This is a genomic window from Cellulomonas oligotrophica (assembly GCF_013409875.1).
Lineage (GTDB): Bacteria > Actinomycetota > Actinomycetes > Actinomycetales > Cellulomonadaceae > Cellulomonas > Cellulomonas oligotrophica.
Map to the genome: position 1 here is coordinate 1,765,659 of NZ_JACCBK010000001.1, position 24,795 is coordinate 1,790,453.

21 protein-coding genes are annotated in these 24,795 nt (G+C 74.9%); 15 read left to right on the forward strand and 6 right to left on the reverse strand.

Translation table 11 applies throughout. The features are described from left to right. Positions 1–77: 77 nt before the first annotated feature. From BKA21_RS07765 to BKA21_RS07780, 4 genes are all read right to left on the reverse strand, one after another. Complete coding sequence (locus tag BKA21_RS07765) at positions 78–2,657, reverse strand: ATP-dependent Clp protease ATP-binding subunit (RefSeq protein ID WP_140457697.1); 2,580 nt, start codon at positions 2,655–2,657, stop codon at positions 78–80. A gap of 231 nt (positions 2,658–2,888) precedes the next feature. Then, positions 2,889–4,358, reverse strand: coding sequence for an MFS transporter (locus BKA21_RS07770; protein WP_179625337.1), 1,470 nt, complete (start codon positions 4,356–4,358; stop codon positions 2,889–2,891). Further along, positions 4,355–5,230, reverse strand: a complete 876-nt coding sequence (locus tag BKA21_RS07775; protein ID WP_257023629.1) for a class I SAM-dependent methyltransferase — start codon at positions 5,228–5,230, stop codon at positions 4,355–4,357. The genes BKA21_RS07770 and BKA21_RS07775 overlap by 4 nt, the downstream gene beginning before the upstream one ends. Continuing rightward, positions 5,166–5,738: an LLM class flavin-dependent oxidoreductase gene (locus BKA21_RS07780; protein WP_140457699.1), complete on the reverse strand. Its 573-nt coding sequence runs from the start codon at positions 5,736–5,738 to the stop codon at positions 5,166–5,168. The genes BKA21_RS07775 and BKA21_RS07780 overlap by 65 nt, the downstream gene beginning before the upstream one ends. Positions 5,739–5,979: 241 nt before the next feature. On the opposite strand from BKA21_RS07780, the gene BKA21_RS07785 reads away from it, so the two are divergent. The 12 genes from BKA21_RS07785 to BKA21_RS07835 all read left to right on the forward strand — a co-directional run bounded on the left by BKA21_RS07785 (position 5,980) and on the right by BKA21_RS07835 (position 19,185). Then, a complete protein-coding gene (locus BKA21_RS07785; RefSeq protein WP_140457700.1) occupies positions 5,980–7,197 on the forward strand; it encodes a toxic anion resistance protein in 1,218 nt (405 codons plus the stop codon). A gap of 44 nt (positions 7,198–7,241) precedes the next feature. Next, complete coding sequence (locus BKA21_RS07790) at positions 7,242–7,751, forward strand: hypothetical protein (protein WP_140457701.1); 510 nt, start codon at positions 7,242–7,244, stop codon at positions 7,749–7,751. After that, entirely contained in the window at positions 7,748–9,106 is a 1,359-nt protein-coding gene (locus BKA21_RS07795) for an AAA family ATPase (protein WP_140457702.1), read from the forward strand. Before BKA21_RS07790 ends, BKA21_RS07795 begins: the two co-directional genes overlap by 4 nt. Continuing rightward, positions 9,103–10,377 carry a GlnX family signal transduction membrane protein gene (locus tag BKA21_RS19455; RefSeq protein ID WP_140457703.1) on the forward strand — a complete coding sequence of 425 codons (1,275 nt, stop codon included), beginning with the start codon at positions 9,103–9,105 and terminating at the stop codon, positions 10,375–10,377. The genes BKA21_RS07795 and BKA21_RS19455 overlap by 4 nt, the downstream gene beginning before the upstream one ends. Continuing rightward, a complete protein-coding gene (locus BKA21_RS19460; protein ID WP_140457704.1) occupies positions 10,374–11,342 on the forward strand; it encodes a glutamate ABC transporter substrate-binding protein in 969 nt (322 codons plus the stop codon). The genes BKA21_RS19455 and BKA21_RS19460 overlap by 4 nt, the downstream gene beginning before the upstream one ends. Next, positions 11,339–12,469, forward strand: a complete 1,131-nt coding sequence (locus tag BKA21_RS07805) for a hypothetical protein (RefSeq protein WP_140457705.1) — start codon at positions 11,339–11,341, stop codon at positions 12,467–12,469. The genes BKA21_RS19460 and BKA21_RS07805 overlap by 4 nt, the downstream gene beginning before the upstream one ends. Beyond that, on the forward strand, positions 12,466–14,805 hold the full coding sequence (locus BKA21_RS07810) for a serine/threonine-protein kinase (RefSeq protein ID WP_140457706.1): 2,340 nt from the start codon (positions 12,466–12,468) through the stop codon (positions 14,803–14,805). Before BKA21_RS07805 ends, BKA21_RS07810 begins: the two co-directional genes overlap by 4 nt. Then, a complete protein-coding gene (locus tag BKA21_RS07815; RefSeq protein ID WP_140457707.1) occupies positions 14,790–15,875 on the forward strand; it encodes a protein phosphatase 2C domain-containing protein in 1,086 nt (361 codons plus the stop codon). The genes BKA21_RS07810 and BKA21_RS07815 overlap by 16 nt, the downstream gene beginning before the upstream one ends. A gap of 73 nt (positions 15,876–15,948) precedes the next feature. Further along, the gene (locus BKA21_RS07820) at positions 15,949–17,226 is read left to right on the forward strand and encodes a VWA domain-containing protein (RefSeq protein WP_140457708.1); all 1,278 of its coding nucleotides are present in this window, start codon (positions 15,949–15,951) and stop codon (positions 17,224–17,226) included. Beyond that, positions 17,223–18,011, forward strand: coding sequence for an FHA domain-containing protein (locus BKA21_RS07825; protein ID WP_140457709.1), 789 nt, complete (start codon positions 17,223–17,225; stop codon positions 18,009–18,011). The genes BKA21_RS07820 and BKA21_RS07825 overlap by 4 nt, the downstream gene beginning before the upstream one ends. Continuing rightward, positions 18,008–18,655: a SanA/YdcF family protein gene (locus BKA21_RS07830; RefSeq protein WP_140457710.1), complete on the forward strand. Its 648-nt coding sequence runs from the start codon at positions 18,008–18,010 to the stop codon at positions 18,653–18,655. The genes BKA21_RS07825 and BKA21_RS07830 overlap by 4 nt, the downstream gene beginning before the upstream one ends. Before the next feature lie 47 nt (positions 18,656–18,702). After that, entirely contained in the window at positions 18,703–19,185 is a 483-nt protein-coding gene (locus BKA21_RS07835; protein WP_140457711.1) for a PPOX class F420-dependent oxidoreductase, read from the forward strand. Positions 19,186–19,207: 22 nt separating this feature from the next. Here BKA21_RS07835 and BKA21_RS07840 read toward each other — a convergent pair whose 3' ends face one another. Then, positions 19,208–19,849: a helix-turn-helix domain-containing protein gene (locus BKA21_RS07840; RefSeq protein ID WP_203793369.1), complete on the reverse strand. Its 642-nt coding sequence runs from the start codon at positions 19,847–19,849 to the stop codon at positions 19,208–19,210. Positions 19,850–20,048: 199 nt separating this feature from the next. On the opposite strand from BKA21_RS07840, the gene BKA21_RS07845 reads away from it, so the two are divergent. Beyond that, complete coding sequence (locus tag BKA21_RS07845; protein WP_140457713.1) at positions 20,049–21,689, forward strand: NCS1 family nucleobase:cation symporter-1; 1,641 nt, start codon at positions 20,049–20,051, stop codon at positions 21,687–21,689. Between the two features lie 40 nt (positions 21,690–21,729). Then, positions 21,730–22,512: an aspartate/glutamate racemase family protein gene (locus BKA21_RS07850; protein ID WP_140457714.1), complete on the forward strand. Its 783-nt coding sequence runs from the start codon at positions 21,730–21,732 to the stop codon at positions 22,510–22,512. Between the two features lie 13 nt (positions 22,513–22,525). Here the strand turns inward: BKA21_RS07850 and BKA21_RS07855 are convergent, their stop codons facing one another. Beyond that, positions 22,526–23,287, reverse strand: coding sequence for an IclR family transcriptional regulator (locus BKA21_RS07855; RefSeq protein WP_203793367.1), 762 nt, complete (start codon positions 23,285–23,287; stop codon positions 22,526–22,528). A 222-nt stretch (positions 23,288–23,509) separates the two neighbouring features. On the opposite strand from BKA21_RS07855, the gene BKA21_RS07860 reads away from it, so the two are divergent. Next, positions 23,510–24,793 carry an MFS transporter gene (locus BKA21_RS07860; RefSeq protein WP_140457716.1) on the forward strand — a complete coding sequence of 428 codons (1,284 nt, stop codon included), beginning with the start codon at positions 23,510–23,512 and terminating at the stop codon, positions 24,791–24,793. Positions 24,794–24,795 lie beyond the last annotated feature (2 nt).

Sequence of the window (24,795 nt, forward strand, 5' to 3'; positions counted from 1 at the left end):
GCTGTCCTTGCGCCCGGCCGGGACGGCGACGGCCCCGGTCCCCTCGCGGGGGCCGGGGCCGTCGGTGGTGCGGTGCGTCAGGCGGGCGACAGGCCCGTGCCGCCATCGCCGCGGTGCGCGGCGGGCGGGGCCGGCGGGACGTCCGCGCCCGAGCCGGGCGTGCCCGACGAGGCGCCGACACCGACCGGCTCCTTGGGCGTCACGGCACGCTCGACACCGCGGAACGTGAACTCCCCGAGGATGCCCTCGCCCTCGGCGTCCACGACGACGAGCTGGCCGCCGCGCAGGTCGCCGAACAGGATCTTCTCGGACAGCGCGTCCTCGATCTCCCGCTGGATCGCACGGCGCAGCGGCCGGGCGCCCAGGACCGGGTCGTAGCCCTTCTCCGACAGCAGCTTCTTGGCCGCCGGGGTGAGCTCGATCGCCATGTCCTTGTCGCGCAGACGCTTGTCGAGCTTGGCGATCATCAGGTCGACGATCGCGAAGATCTCCGGCTGCGACAGCTGCGGGAAGACGACCGTGTCGTCGACGCGGTTGAGGAACTCGGGACGGAAGTGCGTCTTGAGCTCGTCGTTGACCTTGGCCTTCATGCGCTCGTACGACGTCGACAGGTCGCCGCCGGCCTGGAAGCCGGTCTGGACGCCCTTGGCGATGTCCCGGGTGCCGAGGTTCGTGGTCATGATGATCACGGTGTTCTTGAAGTCGACCACGCGGCCCTGCGAGTCGGTCAGGCGACCGTCCTCGAGGATCTGCAGCAGCGAGTTGAAGATGTCCGGGTGGGCCTTCTCGACCTCGTCGAACAGGACCACCGAGAACGGCCGACGACGCACCTTCTCGGTGAGCTGGCCGCCCTCGTCGTACCCGACGTAGCCGGGGGGCGAGCCGAACAGCCGCGAGACGGTGTGCTTCTCCGAGAACTCCGACATGTCGAGCTGGATCAGCGCGTCCTCGTCCCCGAAGAGGAACTCGGCGAGGGCCTTGGCCAGCTCGGTCTTCCCGACGCCGGTGGGGCCGGCGAAGATGAACGAGCCGCCGGGGCGCTTGGGGTCCTTGAGGCCCGCACGCGTGCGACGGATCGCCTGCGAGAGCGCCTTGATGGCCTGCTCCTGGCCGACGACGCGCTTGTGCAGCTCGTCCTCCATGCGCAGCAGCCGGCTCGACTCCTCCTCGGTGAGCTTGAACACCGGGATGCCCGTGGCGTTGGCCAGCACCTCGGCGATGAGCTCCTCGTCGACCTCGGCGACGGCGTCCAGGTCGCCGTTCTTCCAGGCCTTCTCCTTCTCGGCGCGCTTGAGGCCGAGCTGCTTCTCCTGGTCGCGCAGGCGCGCGGCCTTCTCGAAGTCCTGCTCGTCGATCGCCGACTCCTTGTCGCGGCGCGTGTTGGCGATCTCCTCGTCCAGCTCGCGCAGCTCCGGCGGGGCCGTCATGCGGCGGATGCGCAGGCGCGCGCCCGCCTCGTCGACCAGGTCGATCGCCTTGTCCGGCAGGTACCGGTCGTTGACGTACCGGTCGGCCAGCGTCGCGGCGGCCACCAGGGCGGCGTCCGTGATCGAGACGCGGTGGTGCGCCTCGTAGCGGTCGCGCAGGCCCTTGAGGATCTCGATCGCGTGCTGCAGGTTCGGCTCGGAGACCTGGATCGGCTGGAAGCGACGCTCCAGGGCCGGGTCCTTCTCGACGTACTTGCGGTACTCGTCGAGCGTGGTCGCGCCGATGGTCTGCAGCTCGCCGCGGGCCAGCATCGGCTTGAGGATGCTGGCCGCGTCGATCGCGCCCTCGGCGGCACCGGCCCCGACGAGGGTGTGGATCTCGTCGATGAACAGGATGATGTCGCCGCGCGTGCGGATCTCCTTGAGCACCTTCTTCAGGCGCTCCTCGAAGTCGCCGCGGTACCGGGAGCCGGCGACCAGGGCGCCGAGGTCCAGCGTGTACAGCTGCTTGTCCTTGAGCGTCTCCGGCACGTCGCCGCGCACGATGTCCTGCGCGAGACCCTCGACGACGGCCGTCTTGCCGACGCCCGGCTCGCCGATCAGCACCGGGTTGTTCTTGGTGCGGCGCGAGAGCACCTGCATGACCCGCTCGATCTCCTTGGCCCGGCCGATGACCGGGTCGAGCTTGCCGTCGCGGGCCGCCTGCGTGAGGTTGCGGCCGAACTGGTCGAGCACGGCCGACCCCGACGGCTGCCCCTCGGCGGGGCCGCCCGACGCCACGGGCTCCTTGCCCTGGTAGCCGGAGACGAGCTGGATGACCTGCTGGCGGACCCGATTGAGGTCCGCGCCGAGCTTGTTGAGGACCTGGGCGGCGACGCCCTCGCCCTCACGGATCAGGCCGAGCAGGATGTGCTCGGTGCCGATGTAGTTGTGGCCGAGCTGCAGCGCCTCGCGCAGCGACAGCTCGAGGACCTTCTTGGCCCGCGGCGTGAACGGGATGTGCCCCGACGGGGCCTGCTGACCCTCGCCGATGATCTCCTGGACCTGGGCGCGCACCGCCTCCAGCGAGATGCCGAGCGACTCCAGGGCCTTGGCGGCGACACCCTCGCCCTCGTGGATGAGCCCGAGCAGGATGTGCTCCGTGCCGATGTAGTTGTGGTTGAGCATCCGCGCCTCTTCCTGGGCGAGGACGACCACGCGGCGGGCTCGGTCCGTGAATCTCTCGAACATGTGCACTCCTCACGAGCGACGAGCCCCGGTTCGCACCGCACGTCAGGAGGTCGCTGCGGTGCCGACAGGGCGGCGTGGCTTCGATGCTAACGGCGGGCCACCCCCGCACAGGCGCGTGTTCGCCGCAGGCGGAGCGACCTGCGGTCCTCCCCCACGCGTCGGGCGCGTCGGCGCCCCTCCGTCACCGGGCGGGCGGGCGAGACGGCCGGCCGGGCGGCCGCGGCCGTCGCGTCAGACGGGGACGGGCAGCCGGCTGCGGCGCGCCGCGGGCACCACGATCAGCGCGACGACCGCGAGCGCGCCCAGCACCCACGCGGTCGGCCCACCCGGGTCGCCCCGGTCCACGGCCAGGCCCAGCAGCGCCGCAGCGAGGCCCGCCGCGAGCGCCGTCGCGACGGCCTCGACCAGCACGGCCGCGGTCGCGGCGGCTCGCACGTCGACGCCGTCGACCTCGGGCGGCACGTCCACCACGCGGTTGAGGGTGTCGAGGTAGACCGCGCCGATGCCGACACCCGCGAGCGTCCACCCGACCAGCACCACGACCCACGACGTCGCCAGCAGCGCCGCGGCCGCGCACGTCGCCAGCCCCAGGGCCAGCGCCAGCGCGCCCCATGTGCACCGGCGCACGAACGGCCCGTCGTCGGCCGCCGGGAACCGGCTGACCAGCAGCCCCAGCACCGCCCAGCCGAGCCCCGCCGCCCCGAGCACGACCGCGACCGCGCCGGACCCGGCGCCGAGCACGTCGTGCACCACGATCGCCATCGTGTTCGAGGCCCCGAAGTACGCGAACGTCAGCAGGCCCAGCAGCCCGAGCGCCGCGGGGCGGCCGCGTGCCAGGCGCAGGGTACCGGCGGGCAGCAGCGTGCGCACCGTCACGAGCACGACGGCGGTGCCGACCAGCCCCATGACCGCCACGACCACGGGCCCGGACGTCACCAGGCCGAGCGCGGAGACCACGGCGACACCGACGGCTAGCGCGACCGCCGCCACGACCGGCGGCCGCTCGGCACCCGTCGGCTCCATCTCCCCGCGCAGCGCGCGCGCCACCACGACGCGGGCGACGACCAGCAGCGGCAGGTAGAGGACGAGCGCCCAGCGCCAGCTCAGCGCCGAGGCGACCCAGGCCGCGTAGGCGGGCCCGGCGATCGAGGTCAGCACCCACATGGCGTTGTATCCGGCCAGCACCAGCCGGCGCAGGCGCGGCGGCAGGACCGTCACCACCGCGCTGAGGGACACCGACGCCAGCGCACCCGCGGCGGCGCCGCTGACCACCCGACCCAGCACGAACACGACCGCGTCGGGCGCCAGCGCGCTGAGCAGCCCACCCCCGATCGACACGGCTGTCAGCCACAGCAGCAGGCGCGAGACCTGCACACGCGAGAGCAGCCATGGGCCCAGCGGCATCGTCAGGAACGTCGCGACTAGCGGCGCGGCCGTCAGGACGCCGTAGTACCGCTGGGCGTCGAGGTCCCCCGCGACCAGCGGCATGACGCTGCTGAGCAGATAGGTCTGCATGCCCGCGACGAGCTCGACCAGGAGCAGCGCGGACGCGAGCAGGCCGTGGCGCGAGCGCAGGGCGGTCGCACCCGACTCGTCACCCTCCGGCGCGCGGGACGCCGGGACGGTGCCGGAGGCCGCCGCCGCTGACGAGGCGTCGGTCGGGGGCACGTCGCCCGGTGCGGAGTCGCGCGTCGCGGTCACCGCGACCCGTCCGGCTTGCACGCCATGACCGCGTACGTCGTGGCGACGCCCGCGCGCTCGGCGTCGGTGGCCCGGGGGTAGGCGGTCCACCCGCCGCTGAGTGTGTCGGGGTACTCGTGGAACACCTGGAGCTCCAGGCCCTGGCCGACGAGCGCCTGCACCACGGCGGACGGCGGCCAGGGGCGGATGCGCTTGGTCACGTCGCCGGTCGGTGCGGTGCCGCCGCCCGCAAAGTGCGAGGCCGCCCAGTCCGTGTAGGAGATGGTGGGCGCGAAGTAGCTCACCGGGTTGCGCTCGAGCCCCTGCTCGCCGTCACGGAACAGCCACATCATCGGGTGGAAGTCGAAGACGAGGAGCCACCCGCCGGGTGCGAGCGTGCGTGCGACCGTGGCCGCCCAGCCCTTGAGGTCGAACATCCAGTGCAGCGCGCCCTTGCCCGTGTACACGAGGTCGGCGCCCGGCCCGTCGAGGTGGTAGTCGAGCACGTCGCTGCACACGAACTCGGCGCCCACTCCCACCTGCTGCGCGGTTGCGGTCGCGACCTCGACGAGGCGCGGCGAGATGTCCACCCCGACGGCCCGCTGCGCGCCGAGGTTCCCAGCGCCTCGTACTGGGCGACGACCGTGCGCAGGTCGCTCTCGGTGGTCACCATGTAGTCGGCGATCTTGGCGGCGTCGTCCAGGTAGCCGTAGTAGTCCACGAGGGTCCGGCGGGCATCGTCCACGACCAACTCGTCGCCCAGCGCGACGTAGCAGTGCGCCACGATCCGCGGGGCGCCCTCGCGTCCCGCCTCCCGCCAGTACCGCGTCACCTCGGCGACCAGGTGGCCCATGTAGTTGGGCGGACCGGCGGCCAGGAACCCCGCGCCCCAGCGCGCCACCCGCTCCAGGGCGCGCGGGCGGAACCCGCCGAACAGGATCTCGGGCCCCCCGGGGTCGACGGCAGCGGACCGATCGGTCCGGTCTGCTCGTCGATCTGCTCCCCCGCCCACAGCCGCCGCATCTCGGCGACCTGCTCGTCGAGCCGGCGCCCGCGGGTGTGCAGGTCCTGACTGACCGCGTGGTAGTCGTCGTGGTACGGCCCGCGGTAGTTGCCCACGCCCAGCCCCAGCACGAACCGGCCCCCCGAGAGGCGATCGAGCGTTGCGACCTCCTTGGCGAGCAGCGTCGTGTTGCGCAGCGGGGCCAGCAGCACCTCGGTCTGCAGCCGCACGCGCGACGTCGCGCCCGCGAGCGCGGCGAGGGTAAGCAGCGCGTCGGGGTTGAGGTAGACGACGCGGTCGAGCACGCCGATCGTCGAGTACGGCCCCGCCTCGGCGCGTCGCGCCCACTCGAACACCCCTTCGGGGTCGTGCGGCGACAGGCCAATGCCCAGCTTCATGCGATCCTCCGAAGTTGCGTCAGGTGTGCGCCCGCTCGGTCGGGTCGTGTCCGCGTCGTCACCCCGGGTGTGACCTGCACGACACTACGGCGGACGTCCGGATCGGGCACGCGGTGCGACGGGGAACCGCGGCCACGGCCCGGGCGTTCTGGTCTGCGCCGCCGGGCGTTCCGGTAGCGTGACCAGCACCGTCGAGGACCGACGGCACCCGCGCCACCAGCGCCTCCCAGGAGGACCTCCGATGACCGAGCCGAGCCCTCTGCAGCCGCCCGCACCGGCGTCCGCCTTCGCGCTGGAGGCACCCGCGCCCGTCGCCCCGGTGGCCACGCACGACGCCCCGGCGATGGCGCCGCGCGTGGACCCGGCGGCGCTGCCGGGCCTCGACGCCAAGGTCGCGGCGTACGTGGCGAGCCTGGAGCACGCGCAGGCGGGGTCGCCGGAGTTCGCGGCCAAGGGCGACGACGTGCGGATGATGGGCGACTCGGACGTGCGCGCCGCGGCCGACACCTCGAACCGGCTGCTGCAGCTGCCCGTGCGGGCGCTGCGCGAGGGCGGGGTCTCCGGGACGTCGCAGGTGAGCAAGTCGCTGCTGGACCTGCGCCGCACGGTGGAGGACCTCGACCCGTCCGAGCGCACCGTGGGCCGCAAGCTGCTGGGCATCCTGCCGTTCGGGGACTCGCTGACCGACTACTTCCGCCGGTACGAGAGCTCGCAGAAGCAGATCGACGCGATCGTCAACGCGCTCTACCGGGGGCAGGACGAGCTGCGCAAGGACAACGCGGCCCTGAACCTGGAGAAGCAGAACCTCTGGGACACCATGGGGCGGCTCAACCAGTACATCTACGTGGCGTCGGCGCTGGACACGCAGATCTCGGCGGCCGTCGCGCAGGCCGAGGTCGCGGACCCCGAGCGCGCGCGGGCGCTGCGCGAGGACGTGCTGTTCTACGTGCGGCAGAAGCACCAGGACCTGCTCACGCAGCTCGCGGTGTCGATCCAGGGGTACCTGGCGATCGACATCATCATCAAGAACAACCTCGAGCTCATCAAGGGCGTGGACCGGGCGACGACGACGACGGTCTCCGCGCTGCGCACCGCCGTGCTGGTGGCGCAGGCCCTGAACAACCAGAAGCTGGTGCTCGACCAGATCACGGCGCTCAACACCACGACGTCGAACATGATCGCGTCGACGGCGAAGCTGCTGCGCGAGCAGTCGGCCACGATCCAGCAGCAGGCCGCGAGCGCGACCGTCGGGCTGCCGCAGCTGCAGCAGTCGTTCGCGGACGTGTTCGCCGCGATGGACTCGATCGACACGTTCAAGGTGCAGGCCCTGGACTCGATGGCGCAGACCGTCGGGGTGCTGGAGGCGGAGACGACGAAGGCCAAGCAGTACCTGGACCGCGTCTCGCGCGGGGACCAGACCGGTGCTGCGAGCGGGTCGCTCGACCTGGGCCTGCGCTGAGCCGCCGGCGGGACGACAGGGTGTGAGCGGGCGGTGAGCGGCAGGTGAGCGGTCTGGGCGACCTCGTCGCGCGTCTGCTCGGGCGCTCGCGCGCGCCGGTCGTGGTGGAGGACCCGCCGCCGACGGCGGAGCAGATCGCCGACGCGGTCCGCGACGTCGAGGCGCGCATCGAGGGCCGGGTGCCCGCGGCGGTGACCGCGCGGGTGCACCGCATCACGGGGACGGTCGAGGACATGGTGCCGCGCCTGGACCGGTTCGGGGTCGGCGACCGCCAGGCGTACACGGTGGTCGCGACGGCCACGAGCTACCTGCCCGAGGCGGTCGAGGGGTACCTGCGGCTGCCGCGCGACTTCGCCGACCGGCGGGTGGTCTCCCGCGGGAAGACCTCGCTGATGCTGCTGTGCGACCAGCTCGACCTGCTCGCGGTGACGCTGGAGAAGATCAGCGACGCGGTGTACCGGGCGGACGCGCAGGCGCTGGTCGCGCACGGGCAGTTCCTGGCGGACACGTTCGGGCAGTCGTCGCTGGACCACCCCGGGCCGGGTGCGCCGTGAGCACGCTCGCCGCGTCGCTCGACGCCCTGGTCGCGGCCGGGACGGCCGCGGGGCTGGCGCCGGACGCGGTGCGGGACGAGGGTGAGCGGCTGGCCGCGGCGGTGGCGGAGTCGGCCCCGGGTGCCGCGGCGGCGTGGGCCGCGGCGGTGGGCCGGCGCGACGACGACCTCACGGGGTTCTTCGGGGCGGCGGGCTCGGCGCGGCGGTGGCGGCACGCGCCCACCGACCTGCTGGGCGCGCTCGTCGCGGACGCCTCGCCGCACGCACCCGCGTACGCCGACGCGCTGGCCGTGCTCGTCTCGGCCGCGTGCGACCTGGGGACGCCCGACCTGCAGGTGGTCGCCACGGCGTCGGTGACGGCGGCGGTGCAGCGTGCTGCCGCACCCGGGGGCACGGGCGCTGCCGGGCCGTCGGGTGCCGCGCGCCCGGTCGGCACGCCGGCCGCACCCGCACCGGCGGCACGCGTGGCGGAGCCCGCGCCGCCGGAGAAGACGTACGACGAGCTGCTCGCCGAGCTCGACGCGCTCGTGGGCCTCGACGCGGTGAAGAAGGAGATCCGTCAGCAGGCGCAGGTGCTGCGCGTCGAGCGCCTGCGCACCGACGCGGGCCTGACCCGGCCGTCGCTGACGCGGCACCTGGTGTTCGTCGGCAACCCCGGCACGGGCAAGACCACGGTCGCGCGCCTGGTCGCCGGGCTGTACCGCGCGCTCGGGCTGCTCAGCAGCGGGCACCTGGTGGAGGTCGACCGGTCCGAGCTGGTCGCGGGCTACCTGGGGCAGACGGCCACCCGCACGACGGAGGTGGTGCAGCGCGCGCTGGGCGGGGTGCTGTTCATCGACGAGGCGTACGCGCTGGCCGACGACCAGTACGGCACGGAGGCCGTGAACACGCTGGTCAAGGACATGGAGGACCACCGCGACGACCTCGTGGTGGTGGTCGCCGGCTACCCGGTGCCGATGGGCCGGTTCCTGCTGACCAACCCCGGCCTGCAGAGCCGGTTCGCGACGACCGTGACGTTCGACGACTACACCGACGCACAGCTGCGCGAGATCTTCGCCCTGGCCGCGCGGCGTGCGGACTTCGAGCCGTCCGACGCGGCGCTGGACCTGGTCGAGCAGATCGCCGCCGCGCAGCCCCGGCACGAGGGGTTCGGCAACGGCCGCTTCGCGCGGAACCTGCTGGACCGCGCGGTGCTGCGGCACGCGTGGCGCCTGCGCGACGTCGACGCGCCGACCGTCGAGCAGCTGCGCACCCTGCTGCCCGAGGACCTCGCGACCGACGTCGCCGACGTCGCGACCGACCTGCCCGTCCCGCCGAGCGACCTGCCCGTCCCGCCGACCGAGGAGCCCGCGTGAGCACGACCGTGGCCACCACGTCCCCGCCCGCCGCCCCCGGCAGCGCCCCGGCGGGGCACCCGACGAGCGGATGGCGGTCCACGCCGGGCGGGCTGCGCGTGTGGGGCGCGACCGCGGCGGTCGTCGCCGCGCTGACGGGCCTGCTCGCGCTGACGACCGTGACCAGCCAGGTCGCTGCCCTCGACGAGGCGCGCGACTCCGCGGCCCAGCTCGTCGGGCTGCAGGACGCCCGCAACCAGCTCGTCGCGGCCGACGCCGCCGCCACGACCGCGTTCCTCGTGGGCGGGCTCGAGCCGCAGGACCTGCGGGCCCGGTACGACGCGTCGGTCGACGCCGGGGCGCAGGCCCTGGCACGGCTGGCGGCCAGCGGGCCGGACGGCGCCGACGAGCTCGCGGCCGTGACCGCGGACCTGACCACGTACACCGGACTGGTCGAGCAGGCCCGCGCCAACAACCGCCAGGGCTTCCCCGTCGCCTCGGCCTACCTGGAGGAGGCGTCCACGGTCCTCCGCGAGGACGTCGTGCCGACGCTCGACGTGCTGGTGGCCGCCGAGCAGGACCGCGTCGACGCCGAGCTCGCGACCGTGCGCACCGCCGCACCGCTGGTGGTGGCGCTCACGGTCCTCGCGCTCGTGGTGCTGGTGTCGGTGCAGGTGTGGGTGGCGCGTCGCACACGGCGGCGGCTCAACCTCGGTCTGGTCGGTGCGACGCTGGCCGTGCTGGTCGCGGGCGTCGCGGCCGGTGCGGCCACCGGGTCCGCCGAGGCGCGCGCCAGCAGCGTGCACGACGACGAGTACGCCGCGACGGTCGCGACCTCGCAGGCGTTCGCGCTGGTCAACGACGCCCGCTCGCGCGAGGCCTTCACGCTGATCCGTCGCGGTTCGGGCGCGGAGTACGAGGAGTCCTTCCAGGGCAGCGTCGCGCAGGCCCGGTCGGCGCTCGAGGTCGACGGCGTGCGGCTGGACCCGACGTCGCCCGCGCTCCTCGACGCGTGGCTCGCCGCACATGCCGAGGTCCGGGCGCTGGACGACGCGGGCGACTGGGACGGCGCCGTCGCCCTGGTGACGAGCGAGGAGCCGCAGGCACCACCGGCGCTGTTCGACGAGCTGTCGGCGGCGCTGTCCGAGGCGGTGGCCGCGGGCGACGCGCAGGTCGCGGACGGTCTGCGACCGGGAGGCCTCGCCGTCGGGTGGCTCGCGGCCGCGCTCGGCGTGGTCGGTGCCGTGCTGGCGTGGACCGGCCTGCGGGCCCGACGAGAGGAGTACCGGTGAGCGCACGCACGAGCCCTCGCACGCGCACGGTCGCGGCGGCCCTGCTGGTGGGCCTGCTGGTGGGCCCCGTGCTGACCGGCTGCGCGACCGGGCCGTCCCCTGCGCCGGCGGCGGCGCCCGCTGCGGCCGAGGCACCCCAGGCCGGTCCGGTGCTCGCGGCGGAGGAGTGCGAGGACGCCACGACGTCGTACGCGCCGACGTCCGGCACGGACATCGGGTCGGGCAGCACGATGGCCGAGATCCGCGAGCGCGGCACCCTCGTCGTCGGCGTCTCGGCGGACACGTTGCAGATGGGTGCCCGCAACCCCTTCACGGGGCAGATCGAGGGCTTCGACATCGACGTCGCGCGCCTGGTGGCGCAGGAGCTGCTGGGCGACGCCGACGCGGTGACGTTCCGCGTCATCACGGCCGCGGACCGGATCCCCCTGCTGGAGGCGCACGAGGTCGACCTGGTGGCGCGCGCGTTCAGCATCACGTGCGAGCGGTGGCAGGACGTGGCGTTCTCGGCCGAGTACCTCACGGCCGGGCAGAAGGTGCTGGTGAGCACCGAGTCCGAGGCGACGGGCATCGAGGACCTCGACGGGCAGCGGGTGTGCGCGCCGGAGGGCACGACGACGCTGGACCGCCTGGAGGCGTACGACGTCGAGGCCGTGGGGGCGCCGACGCACTCGGCATGCCTGGCGCTGTTCCAGCAGGGCCGGGTCGACGCGATCACGGGCGACGACACGGTGCTGGCCGGGTTCGTGGCGCAGGACCCGTACGCGCAGGTGGTCGGGGAGGCGTTCAGCGCCGAGCCGTACGGCCTGGGCGTGGCGGCCGACCAGGTGGACCTGGTGCGGTACGTCAACGCGGTGCTGGACGCGGCGAAGGCCGACGGCACGTGGGAGCAGGCGTACGACCGGTGGCTCGGCGACGCGCTCGGCCCGGCACCGGCACCGCCGGCGTCCGTGTACGGGCGCTCGTGAGCGGCACGGCCGTGGCTGCCGCGAGCGAGGTCGTCGCGCCCGTCGCTCCGGGTCGCCTGGGCGAGGCGGCCCCGGCGGCGGACCTGATGCGGTACCTCGACGGCCTGCTGGCGTGGCTGGACGACCGGCGCACCCGCCTGGACGCGCTGGACACGGCGGCGCAGGCGGCGACGGACGCGGAGCGGTACACCCCGGACGTGGTGCTGGCGCTGACGGTGTGGCAGTCGGTGCGCACGCGCGCCGACGAGCTGCTGGTGGTGTGGGACGGCGGCCGGGTGACGGCCGTGGAGCGCGAGCGGATGTCGCAGCTGGTCTGGGGGCGGGTCGACACGCGTCCCGGCGCGTCGGCGGTATCCCTGCCGGAGGCGGTGACGCTGTGCGACGCGATGGTCGCGGCGCTGCGCACCCGGCTGGCGTTCGACCCGGACTCCGCCGACGTGGTCGCACGGCTGCGGGGGGTGCGGGCGGCGCTGGTGCGGGCGGAGGACCTCGCGTCCGGCGACGGCGAGGCGGTGGCCCGGCTGGCGGCGCTGCGCGAGCGCGAGGAGCGGCTGTCGGCGCAGGCCTCGCGCGGCGGCGACGTGTCCGGGCCGCTCGCGGAGCTGGAGACGCGGGTCGCGCACGCGGAGCGCGACCTCATGGTGGCGGTGTCGCAGCGCCGGTCGCTGACGCGGGCGCGGGCGGACGCGCTGGCGACGGCCGCCGCGCTGGAGGCCCGCGAGCCCGCGCTGCACGAGCTGGCCGACCGGTGCCGCCGCGAGGTCGCGCACCCGCCGCGGAACGCGGTGCCGGACGTCTCGCGGCTGGGCCCGGTGCCCGAGGACCGGGCGGGGCTGGACGCGTTCGTGGCGCGCCTCGACGCGGTCGGGCGCGCGCTCGACGCGGCGCAGGACGCCTACTCCGAGCCCCTGCGGGAGCGGGCGCGCCTGCGCTACCGCCTCGGCCAGGCGGTGACCCTCGCGGCGGGCAACGGCCGCGACGCGTCGCCGACGGTGCGCGCCGCGCACGACGAGGCGCGCACGGCCGTGGAGACCACCCCCTGCGACGTCGACCTGGCGCGCGCACTCGTCGAGCAGTACGAGCACCTCGCCCGGCCGCTGCCGGGCGGACGAGGAGGAGCCCGATGACCAGCACGACAGCCTGCCGCGAGGCCGGGTGCACGGGCCGGTACGAGGACGGCTGGTGCGACGTGTGCGGCTCGCCCGCACCCGCCGGCGCGGCGTCGACCAGCACGGGCACCACCAGCACGGCCACCACGGGCTCGGCGACCGGTGCCGCGCGCACCCCGTCGTCCATGCTCGGCACCGGCATCGCCGCGGGCGTGCCGACCCCGGGCGCCGCCGGCGACCCGGACGCCGAGCGGTCCACGCGCACCGGGCGCACGAGCTCGACCCGGCTGGCGTCGGCCGCGCTGGGTTCGGCCCGCACCACCGCGACGGGCACGCGCGCGACGCGGCGGCTCGGCACGTCGTCGACCCGCCTGCGCCGGGCGCGCCTGGGCGCGGGCCTGACGACGGTGCCGCCGGCCCCCGTGGCGGACCCGCTGCAGGCCGTGATGGCCGACCCGCAGGTGCCCGAGCGCAAGCGGTTCTGCGCGGCGTGCGGGGAGCCCGTCGGCCGGGGCCGCGAGGGCGTGCCCGCGCGCACCCAGGGCTTCTGCGCGCAGTGCGGGGCGCGGTTCGACTTCGACCCGCGGCTGGCGCCCGGCACGCTCGTGGGCGGGCAGTACGAGGTCGTCGGCTGCCTCGCGCACGGCGGCATGGGCTGGATCTACCTGGCCCGGGACCGGAACGTGTCGGGCCGGTGGGTCGTGCTCAAGGGCCTGCTGAACACGGGCGACGCGGACGCGGTGCAGGCGGCGATCTCGGAGCGGCAGTTCCTCGCGCGCGTCGAGCACCCGCTGGTCGTCGAGATCTACAACTTCGTCGAGCACGACGGCGACGGGTACACCGTCATGGAGTTCGTCGGCGGCCGCTCCCTCAAGGAGCTGCTGACCGACCGGCGCGAGGCCGCCGGACGGGTGGACCCGCTGCCCGTGGACCAGGCGCTGGCGTACGTGCTGGAGGTGCTGCCGGCGTTCGGGTACCTGCACGACCTGGGCCTGCTGTACTGCGACTTCAAGCCGGACAACATCATCCAGGCCGGCGACGCGCTCAAGCTCATCGACCTCGGCGGCGTGCGCCGGGTCGACGACGAGCACTCGGCGATCTACGGCACGGTGGGCTACCAGGCGCCGGAGGTGGCGGAGGTCGGCCCGTCGGTCGCGTCCGACGTCTACACGATCGGCCGGACCCTGGCGACGCTGGTGCTGGACTTCCGCGGCAACACCACGACCTACGTCGCCGCGCTGCCCCCGGTCGAGGACACCCCGGTGTTCGCGCGGTACGACTCGTTCTACCGGCTGCTCGCCAAGGCGTGCGCGCCCGACCCGTCGGACCGCTTCGCCACGGTCGACGAGATGCGCGCGCAGGTGCTGGGCGTGCTGCGCGAGGTCGTCGCGGCCGACCGCGGCGCCGGCGACCCGCCGCTGACGAGCGCCGCGTCGGTGCTGTTCGAGCCGCCGACGACCGACCAGGTGGAGCGTCCCCTCGCGTGGGACGAGCTGCCGGCGCTCAAGGTCGACCCCGACGACGCGGCCGCGGGCTGGCTCTCGGGCGTCAACGTGGCCGACCCGGTGCAGCGCCTGGCCGCGCTGGCGGACTCCCCCGCCGACACGGTCGAGGTGCGCCTGCTGCGCGCGACCACGGCCATCGAGGCGGGCCGCCCGGAGGTCGTGCGCGAGGCCGTCGAGGCGGTGCTGGCGGACGACCCGTGGGAGTGGCGGGCGGTGTGGACGCAGGGGCTGGCCCAGCTCGCGGCGGGTGACGCCGTGGCGGCGCGGGCGTCGTTCAACGCCGTGTACGGGCAGGTGCCGGGCGAGCTGGCGCCGAAGCTGGCGCTGGCGGTCGCGTGCGAGACCTCGGGCGAGCCGTTCGTGGCGGAGCAGCTCTACGCGACGTGCGCGTACGCCGACGCCAACTACACCGCGCCCGCGGCGTTCGGGCTGGCCCGGCTGCGGCTGGCGGCGGACGACGTCGACGGCGCGCTCGGTGCGCTCGACCTGGTGACCGCGACACGCAGCTCGTACCCGGACGCCCGGCTGCTGCGCGCCCAGGTGCTGGCCCGCACCCGCCGCGACCTGCCGTCGCTGGCGGCCGCGCTCGACTCGGTCCGTCCCGTGCAGCTCGACGCCGCGGCGCGCGCCGCGCTGCGCACGGCGGTGCTGACCACGGCGCTGGACGTGGTCGGCACGACGGGCGCGGTGCCCGGGGTGACGCTCGACGGCGCCGCCGCGACCGAGGACGACCTGCGCACGGCGCTGGAGGGCGCCCTGCGCGAGCAGGCGGCCCTCGTGCCGGACCGCGCCGACCGGGTCGCGCTGGTGGACCGCGCCAACACCGTCCGCCGGTGGTCGCTGTGGTGACCGTGACGGCCTGCCCCGCCTGCGGCGAGGGCGCGGGGCCGGGGGCCCGGTTCTGCGAGGCCTGCGGCGCGCCCCTGTCCGCACCGGCGGCCGCGGCGGCACCGACCGCGCCGGACGGTGCTCCCGCCGTCGACGCCGGCGACGCCACGGGCACGGCAGGCTGCACGGCCTGCGGCGGGGCCGTCGCACCCGACGGGTACTGCCTCGAGTGCGGCACCCGGGCGCCGTCGGCGCGCGACCGCTACGAGGAGCGGGCCGCCCCGCACGTCGCCGCCGTGACCGACGTGGGGGTGCGCCGTCGCCGCAACGAGGACGCCCTCGCCCTCGGCGTGGTCGACGACGTCAGTGTGCTCGTGGTGTGCGACGGGGTCGGGTCCGCACCGGACTCCGACCGGGCGGCGCTGGCCGCCGCCCGCGCCGCCCGCGACGTGCTCGTCACCGGGGTCGAGGCCGCCCCCGCCCCGGAGCCCGACCCGGACGCGTGGTCCCGGCTGCTGGTGCTCGCCGGCGAGGCGGCGGACGGCGCCGTGCGCGACGCCGTGGCCGACGCGGCGACCCGCGAGGACCCGCCGTCGTGCACGTTCGTCGCCGCCCTCGCCTCCCCCGGCCTGGTGGTCGCCGGGTGGCTGGGCGACTCCCGCGCGTACTGGCTGCCCGACGACGGCACCCCCGCGCAGCTCACCGTCGACGACTCCCTGGCCGCCGAGCGCGTCGCCGCGGGCATGAGCCGGGAGGAGGCCGAGTCCGCGCGGGACGCGCACGCGATCACGCGGTGGCTGGGCGTCGACGCGCCGACCACGACGGCGCGGACCGTCGCGGTGCGCCCCGCGGGGCCCGGCTGGGTGCTCGCGTGCTCGGACGGGCTGTGGAACTACGCCTCGGCGCCCGAGGTGGTGGCCGATCAGCTCCGCGCCGCCGTGGGTCGGGTCGGCCCGGACCCGGCCGCCCTCGCCCGTGACCTCGTCGCCTGGGCCAACGCGCAGGGCGGGCACGACAACGTCACGGTCGCGCTGGCCCGCCTCGACCGCACGGCGCCCGGTAGCCTCCCAGGAGGGCCGCCGACGCCCTGACCGGGAGCGTCGCCGCCGACCCCGCCCGCCGTCGTCCGTCCTCACCCACCGTCACCGCCGAGGAGCCAGCACCGTGGCCACGTTCCGTGCCGAGGTCTTCCAGAACGAGTTCCTGCCCGACGGCGGGACGGACGCCCACGCGATCGTCACGGTCACCGCCGAGGGCGTGGGCGGGGCGGCGACCACCGCGGGCGGCGTCGCCGAGATCATCATGGTCGACACGTCGGGCTCGATGACCGGTCAGACGCTGGCCGCGGCGAAGCACGCCGCGCAGGTCGCGCTCGACCACATCCCCGACGGCACGTGGTTCGCGATCGTCAGCGGCAGCCACGTCGCGCAGCGCGTGTTCCCGTACCCGAACGCCCCGGTCGCGATCGTGCAGATGGAGCCGCGGGCCCGTGCGGAGGGCAAGCGCGCCGTGGAGCGCCTCGTGGCGCAGGGCGGCACGGCGATGAGCACGTGGCTGCGGCTGGCCGACCAGATCTTCGCGACCCAGCCCGCCGCGACGCAGCGGCACGCGATCCTGCTGACCGACGGCAAGAACGAGTCCGAGCCGCGGACCGAGCTCAGCGCCGCGGTCCGCGACGTCACGGGCCGGTTCCAGTGCGACGCGCGCGGCGTGGGCTCGCACTGGCAGGTCGACGAGCTGCGCGAGGTCGCCACCGCCCTGCTCGGCGGCGTCGAGCTCATCGCCGACCCCGCGGGCATCGCCGACGACTTCCGCGACCTGCTGACCGCGTCGATGGCCCGCGGCGTGGCCGACGCCCAGCTGCGGGTGTGGACGCCGCAGGGCGGTCAGGTGCTGTTCGTCCGCCAGGTCGCGCCGACCGTCGAGGACCTCACTGCCCGGCGCACGGTCGTCACGCCGCTGATCGGCGCGTACCCCACCGGTGCGTGGGCCGACGAGTCCCGCGACTACCACGTGGCCGTCCGCCTGCCGTCGAAGCCGGTGGGCTCGGAGCAGCTCGCCGCGCGGGTGCAGCTCGCCGTGGCCGACGAGGTCGTCGCGTCGGGCCTGGTCAAGGCCGTCTGGTCGGACGACTCGTCGCTGACGGCGCGGATCAGCCCGGAGGTCGCGCACTACACCGGGCAGGCCGAGCTCGCCGACGTCATCCAGGAGGGCCTGGCCGCCAAGGCCGCGGGCGACGAGGCCACCGCCACCGTCAAGCTGGGCCGCGCCGTGCAGCTCGCCAAGGAGACCGGCAACGCCGAGGCCACCTCCCGGCTGCGGCGCGTGGTCGAGATCGACGACGAGGAGCACGGCACCGTGCGCCTGAAGCGCAGCGCGTCGAAGCTCGACGAGATGGCGCTGGACACCGCGTCGACCAAGACGAGCCGGGTGCGGCGATGAGCACGGTCGTCTGCCCCGACGGGCACGTCAGCGCGTCGACCGACTACTGCGACGTCTGCGGCGCCCCGATCCCCGCCGGCGGCGCCGCCCCGGCACCGGCCGCGCCGGCCACCGCATCCTCCCCGACCACCTGCCCGCACTGCGGCACCCCCGCCGCGTCCGGGGCGCTGTTCTGCGAGGGCTGCGGGTACGACTTCACGACCGGTGCGACGCCCGTCGCGGCACCCACGCCCCTCGCCCCGCCGGCACCGCTCAGCCCGCCGACCCCGCTGAGCCCTCCGACGCCGCTCACGCCACCGACGTCCGGCACCCCGGGCACGGCGGCAGCCGCGCCCGCCGCCGGGACGACGACCCCGTCACCCGCCCCGCCCGTGCCGGGCGAGGACGCGTGGGTCGCCGAGCTGTGGATCGACCCCGACTGGTACGCCGAGCAGCAGCCCGAGGACCCGATGCCCTCGGTGGGGCTGCCGGTGCTCGTGCCGCTGCGCGAGCGCAGCGTGCTCGTCGGCCGCCCGTCGGTGTCGCGCAACATCCGGCCGCAGGTCGACGCGGGTGCCGACTCGGGCGTCTCGCGCCGGCACTGCCAGCTCAACACCGACGGTTCGCGCTGGTGGGTGGAGGACCTGCAGTCGTCCAACGGCACCTACGTCGCGCGCGTGGGCGCACCCCTGCCGAGCACGCCGATCCCGCCGGGCCAGCGGCACGAGCTGCAGGACGGCGACCGGCTGTACCTCGGCTCGTGGACCCGCCTGGTGGTGCGCAGGGCGCTGCCCGGCGAGGCATGAGCCCGGCCCGCACCGCCGCGCGCCCGGCCCGGTCCGCGGTCGTCACGCGCGCCGCCCGCCGTCGCCGGGCGCTCGTCGTGCTCGTCGTCGCCCTGGTGCTCGGGCTCGCGCCGTTCACGGTCGTGCAGACGGTCGGCCAGCGGTACGTCGTGCCCGACCCGGCCGACGTCCCCGCCCGCCCGGTCGCGCTGGTCCTCGGCGCGGGCCTCACGGGCGCCGGCACCCCGAGCCCGTACCTCGCCCGCCGCCTCGACGCGGCCGTCGACCTGCTCGACCGCGGCGTCGTCACGACGATCCTGGTCAGCGGCGACCGCTCCGGACCCGACCACGACGAGCCGGGCGCGATGCTGGCGTACCTCGTCGAGCACGGCGTCCCGCCCGAGGCCGTGGTCCGCGACGACGAGGGGTTCGACACCGTGAGCAGCTGCGTGCGCGCCCACGACCTGCTCGGCGTGGACGCCGCCGTGGTGCTCACGCAGGACTACCACCTGCGCCGGGCCCTGTTCTCGTGCCGCACGGCCGGCATCGACGTCGTCGGCGTGGGTGTCTCCGCGCAGAGCGCCCGCCCGTGGCAGGCCGTCCTCTGGCACGCCCGCGAGCTCCCCGCCTCCACCAAGGCCGCCTGGGACGCCCTACGTCGGTGACCGCGCGGACCGTGCGGAGGCGTCGCGCGCGACGTAGCGTGCCCCGCATGGGACGCACCATCGCCACCACCACACCCGTCGACCTCGCCGCGCTGCTGGACTTCGTGCGGCCGCGGCACCGCATGCTGCTGGTCACGACCCGCCGGGACGGGCGCCCGCAGGTCTCGCCGGTCAGCGGGGGCGTGGACGAGCAGGGGCGGATCGTCGTCTCGACGTACCCGGGCCGGGCCAAGACGCGCAACGCCGAGCGGGACCCGCGGGTGAGCGTGTGCGTGCTCTCGGACGAGTGGGACGGTCCGTGGGTGCAGGTCGACGGGTCGGCCGAGGTGCTGCACATGCCGGAGGCGGAGGACGCGCTGGTCGACTACTTCCGGTGCATCGCCGGCGAGCACCCCGACTGGGACGAGTACCGCGCCGCGATGCGCCTGCAGGGCAAGAGCCTGGTGCGCGTCACCCCCGAACGCTGGGGGCCCCTGGCCACGGGCGGCTTCCCCGCCGACGTCGCCGACCGCCTCGACGCCGCCGGCTGAGCGGGCAGGGTGCCCCGCGGGGTCAGGCAGGCCGAGCGGCGCCGGGGTGGACGATGACCCAGGTGGCGACGGTGACGTCGTCGGAGCGGTTGCTCAGGCGGTGCGGGCTGGAGCAGGCGTAGGAGATGGTGTCGCCGGGGCGCAGGACGACGCGCTCGTCGGCGAAGTCCACGGTCAGCTCGCCGCGGGTGACGGTGCCGATCTCGTACCCGTGGTGCGTGATGAGCTCGTGCTGGCGGCCGGCGACGGTGTGCGGCGGGTAGGTGGACTCGAAGAAGTCGACGTCGTGCGAGACGCCCGGTGACAGGCGTCGGAAGGTGACGCCGCCCTCGAGCGTGACCTGCTCGGCCTCGACGGCGCGGCGCACGACGTAGCCGTCGGGCGCGGGGGCGGAGAGCTCGACCTGGTCGGTGCCGCCCGAGCCGAAGACGTCGACGAGCGTGGCGTCGACGGCGGTGACGAGCTCGAAGAGGCGGTTGACCGAGGGGCGCAGGACGCCGCGCTCGATCTGCGACACCGCGGACGCGGAGATGCCGAGCCGCCCGCCGACCTCGCGCAGCGTCAGCCCGCGGGCCTCGCGCAGCGCGCGCAGCCGGGCGCCGAGCACCTCGGTGTCGAAGTGCTCGAGGAGGCGTCCGGTGTCCTCGCCGGAGGTCGTCGTCACGGGCGGTCTCCGTCCTGGTCGCCAGTCCACGACCCACAGGTGAAGCAGGAAGTTCACACGGGCGAAACCGGCCCTCGGTTGTGAAGTCATAGATTCACAACCGAGCCTCCGGCGTCATGCGCCTGCAGTGATCGCTTCACCGTACGTGACCCGCACCCGACCCGACCAGGGTGAACGCCTCCCCCGAGCGAGGACAGCCATGACCGCACCGCAGCCCGACAGCCCGCACACCGCCGCCGCCGCGACCACCGCGCCGCCCGCGCCCGCCGACGCACGACCGAACGACCTCGTCGAGGCCGCCGGCATGCCCGTCGGCGACGGCGAGGTGAAGGCGACCTACGACCCGCGCCTGACCAACGAGGACCTGGCCCCGCTGAAGAAGCAGACCTGGTCGTCGTACAACATCTTCGCGTTCTGGATGTCCGACGTGCACTCCGTCGGCGGGTACGTCACCGCCGGGTCGCTGTTCGCGCTCGGCATCGCCAGCTGGCAGGTGCTCGTCTCGCTCGTCGTCGGCATCGTCATCGTGCAGGTGTTCTGCAACCTCGTCGCCAAGCCGTCGCAGAAGACGGGCGTGCCCTACCCGGTGATCAACCGCGCGGTGTTCGGCGTGCTCGGGGCCAACGTGCCGGCGATCATCCGCGGCCTCATCGCCGTCGCCTGGTACGGCGTGCAGACGTTCCTCGCCGCGGAGTCGCTGAACATCATCTTCCTCAAGTTCGTGCCCGCCTCGGCCGCGCTGCTGGAGCCGTCGTTCCTGGGGCTGAACGCGCTCGGCTGGATCTCCTACGCGATCCTGTGGTGCGCGCAGGCCGCGCTGTTCTGGCACGGCATGGAGACGATCCGCCGGTTCATCGACTGGGCCGGCCCCGCCGTGTACGTCGTCATGATCGTCATGGCCGTCTACCTCGTCTCCGAGGCCGGCTGGTCGAACATCTCCCTCAACCTGTCCGCCGGCCCGCCGATGACCTTCGCGGCGTCGATCCCCGTCATGCTGTCCGCCATCGCGCTGGTGGTCTCGTACTTCTCCGGCCCCATGCTGAACTTCGGCGACTTCTCGCGGTACGGGCGCTCGTTCGCGGCCGTGAAGAAGGGCAACCTGCTGGGCCTGCCGATCAACTTTCTCTTCTTCTCGGTGCTCACCGTCATCTGCGCATCCGCCACCGTCCCGGTGTTCGGCGAGCTGATCACGGACCCCATCGCGACCGTCGAGGCCATCGACACCCCGTTCGCGATCCTGCTCGGCGGCCTGACGTTCGTCACCGCGACCGTCGGCATCAACATCGTCGCCAACTTCATCTCCCCCGCGTTCGACTTCTCCAACGTCTCGCCGCAGAAGATCTCCTGGCGGGCCGGCGGCATGATCGCCGCCGTCGGGTCCGTGCTGCTGACGCCGTGGAACTGGTACGACAACGACGAGGCGATCCACTACACGCTCGGTGTGCTGGGCGCCCTCATCGGCCCGCTGTTCGGCATCCTCATCGCCGGCTACTACGTGATCGGCCGCCAGCGCGTGCACGTCGACGACATGTTCACCATGGCCCCGACCGGCCGCTACTGGTACTCGCGCGGCTACAACCGCAACGCCCTCGCCACGGTGGGGACCGCCGGCCTCGTCGCCGTCGCCACCGCCGTGCTGCCCCGCCCGCTGGCGCAGCTCGGGCTCGTCGACGTCACGTGGCTGTCGAGCTACTCGTGGTTCGTCGGCTGCGGGCTGGGCTACGCGATGTTCGTCTGGCTCGAGCGCCGCAACCCGCAGATGCCCGTGCTGGACGCGGACGACCCGCACGTGTCGGTGGGCAGCACCGACGTCCCCGCCGTCGTCAGCCACCACGCCTGACCACCCGCTCGACCCCCCGCCCCGATCCCCGGAGCCCGCCGTGCACGTGCGCGTGATCAACCCCAACACCACCCGAGCGATGACCGACCTCGTCGGCCGGTCCGCCCGGGCGGTGGCGGGCCCCGGCGTCCTGGTCGACGCCGTGCAGCCGACCATGGGCCCCGCGTCGATCGAGTCGCACTACGAGGAGGCGCTCGCCGTGCCCGGCCTGCTCGAGCAGGTCGCGCTCGGCGAGGCCCAGGGGGTCGACGCCTACGTCGTCGCGTGCTTCGGCGACCCCGGCCTCGACGCCGCCCGCGAGCTCGCCCGCGGGCCCGTGCTCGGCATCGCCCAGGCGGGGTTCCACGCCGCCGCCCTGGTGGCGCGCCGGTTCAGCGTGGTCACGACCCTGAGCCGCACCGTCCCCCGCGCCCACGAGCTGCTCGACCGGTACGGGTTCGCCGCCGCCTGCGCGGGCGTGCACGCCTGCGAGATCCCCGTGCTGGAGCTGGACGACCCCACCAGCGGCGCCCTGGAGCGCGTGACCGCCGCGTGCGCCCGCGCCGTCGAGCGCGACGGCTCCGACGCCGTCGTCCTCGGCTGCGCGGGCATGGCCGCGTTCACCGGCACGATCGCCGACGCGATCGGCGTGCCCGTGGTCGATGGCGTCGCGGCCGCGACCACCCTGGCCACCGCCCTGCTGCGCACGGGCACCCGGCCCTCGGGCCGTGGCGAGCTGGCCCCTCCCCCGCCCAAGCCCGTGACCGGGCTCCTGCACCCGTTCCAGATCACGCCCGGCGCGTCCACGACCAGGCCGGTCCTCTCGGCGGTGCCGCTCCGCTGACACCGCGGGCCGGTCAGCCGCGCGACCAGTCGGGCGGACGCTCCTTCTCGCCGGCCGAGACCGCGCGCGTCGCGGCGCGGGCAGCGGCGCGCAGCACCGGTTCGAGACGCGGCACGGAGGCACCCTCCGCGGGCAGGACGACCCCGATCGCGGCGACGACCTGACCGGTGCGGTCGCGCACCGGCACCCCGAGCGAGACGACCGGCGCGGCGGGGCGGCGCACGACAGCCAGGTCGGTGCGTCGCACCTCGGTGACCTGCGCGCGGACCTCGTCGGGCGCCGGGCGGGGGCACTCGACGGTCGGCCACCCGTAGGTGCCGCGCGCGAGCATCTCCTCGACGAGCCCACGCGGGGCGGCCGCCAGCAGCACCTGGCCGGCGGCGGTGGGGACCAGCGGAAGGTGCCCGCCCACGTGGTAGTGCACGGGCAGCGGGTCGCGGCCGTCCCGCCGGTCGAGCACGAGGCCCTCCTCGCCGTCGCGGACGACGAGCTGGACGTGGTGCCGGGTCACGGCGACGAGGTCGTCGAGGAGCGGGGCGACGGCACCGCGCAACGAGACCGTCGTCTCGGCGAGCGACGCGATCTCCCACAGCCGCAGACCGATGCCGAACGTGCCGTCGCGGGCCCGGTCGAGGACGCCGAGACCGACGAGCTGGGCGGCGAGCCGGCTGGCCGTGCTCAACGGCAGTCCGGCACGGACGGCGAGCGCGCCGAGCGCCAGGTGGCGGTGGTCGTCGTCGAACGCCGCGAGCAGGCGCACCGCCCGTCGGAGCACAGGCTCACCGCGGGGAGGGCGGTGGCTGCGCGGCGACGGGACCGCCGCCGGTTCGCCGTCCGTCATCGAGCACCACCCTCCCGGGTGATCGTGAGCTCCGCTCTCCCGCTCAATGGAACCACGGCGGCCCGGACACCCGTCCCGGGTGGAGCCTCCTGGGGTCACGGCAACGACGCCGCACCCGCCCACCGTCGGGCCGGTGCCCCTGACGAAGGAGTCACCATGCACGACCTCAGCCCCGTCCCCGCGGCCGAGCCGGCCGACCTCGCCCCGCCCTCCCCCGGGCGCCGGGCCGCGTTCCACCTGCTGCTCGCGCTTGCGACGTTCTCCGTCAACGCCACGCTCCTGACGGCCACGATCCTCACGCTGTCCCTGAAGTCGACGGCGATCGACGCCGGTGCGGCGACGACGATCCTGTCGGTCACGGCGAGCGTCGGCGCGGTCTTCACGATCATCGGCTACCCGCTGATGGGCCGGCTGAGCGACCGGACCCTCGGGCGGTTCGGCCGACGCCGCCCGTACCTCGTCGCGGGCGCCGTGGCGCTCGGGGTGGGCAGCCTGCTGCTGGTGCAGGCGGCGACCACACCGGTCCTCGTCCTCGGGCACGCGCTGCTCAGCGTGGGGTACGTGACGTCGCTGGTCGCCGCGTCCGCGCTGGTCCCGGACCAGGTGCCGGTGGAGCAGCGGGGCACGGCCTCGTCGATCGTCGGGCTGAGCACCCCCGTCGGCGCACTGCTGGGCCTGTTCGTCGCCCAGCTCCTGGCCCCCGACCTGACGGCGATGATCCTCGTGCCCGGCGCGCTCGGCGTGGTCGGGAGCCTGGCGCTGGCGTTCGGCACGAAGGACACCCCGCTGGCCCGCGCGCAGCGACCAGCGTTCGTGCTGCGCGACCTGGTCGGCACCTTCTGGGTCGACCCGCGGACTGCCCCCGGGTTCGCGTGGGCGTGGCTCAGCCGCATCCTGCTGTTCCTCGGCGTCTCCGCGGTCAACGCCTACCAGGCGTTCTACCTGATCATCGTCCAGCACGTGGCCCCCGCCGAGGTGGCGGGCAAGATCTTCGTCGCGACGGCCGTGGTCACCGGCACCTCGCTGGTCCTCGCGCCGGTCGCCGCGCGGGTGTCCGACCGCATCGGGCGCCGCAAGCCCTTCGTGCTGGCCGCCGCGGTCGTCTTCGCCGCCGGTCTGGCGATGGTCACGCGTGCCGACGGGTTCGGCGGGTTCCTCGTCGCGATGGCCGTCATGGGTGCCGGCCAGGGCGTGTACCTGGCCGTCGACTTCGCCCTCGTCACACAGGTGCTGCCCGACCCCACGAACCCCGCCAAGGATCTGGGGATCATGAACCTCGCCAACACGCTCCCCGCGTCGATCGTCCCGGCGGTGGCCCCGGCGGTCCTGGCGATCGGTGCCGGGCCGGGCGAGCAGAACTTCGCCGCGCTCTTCGGCCTGGGCGCGCTCGCCGCGCTGCTCGGTGCCGCCGCGGTGCTGCCCATCCGCGGCGTGCGCTGACC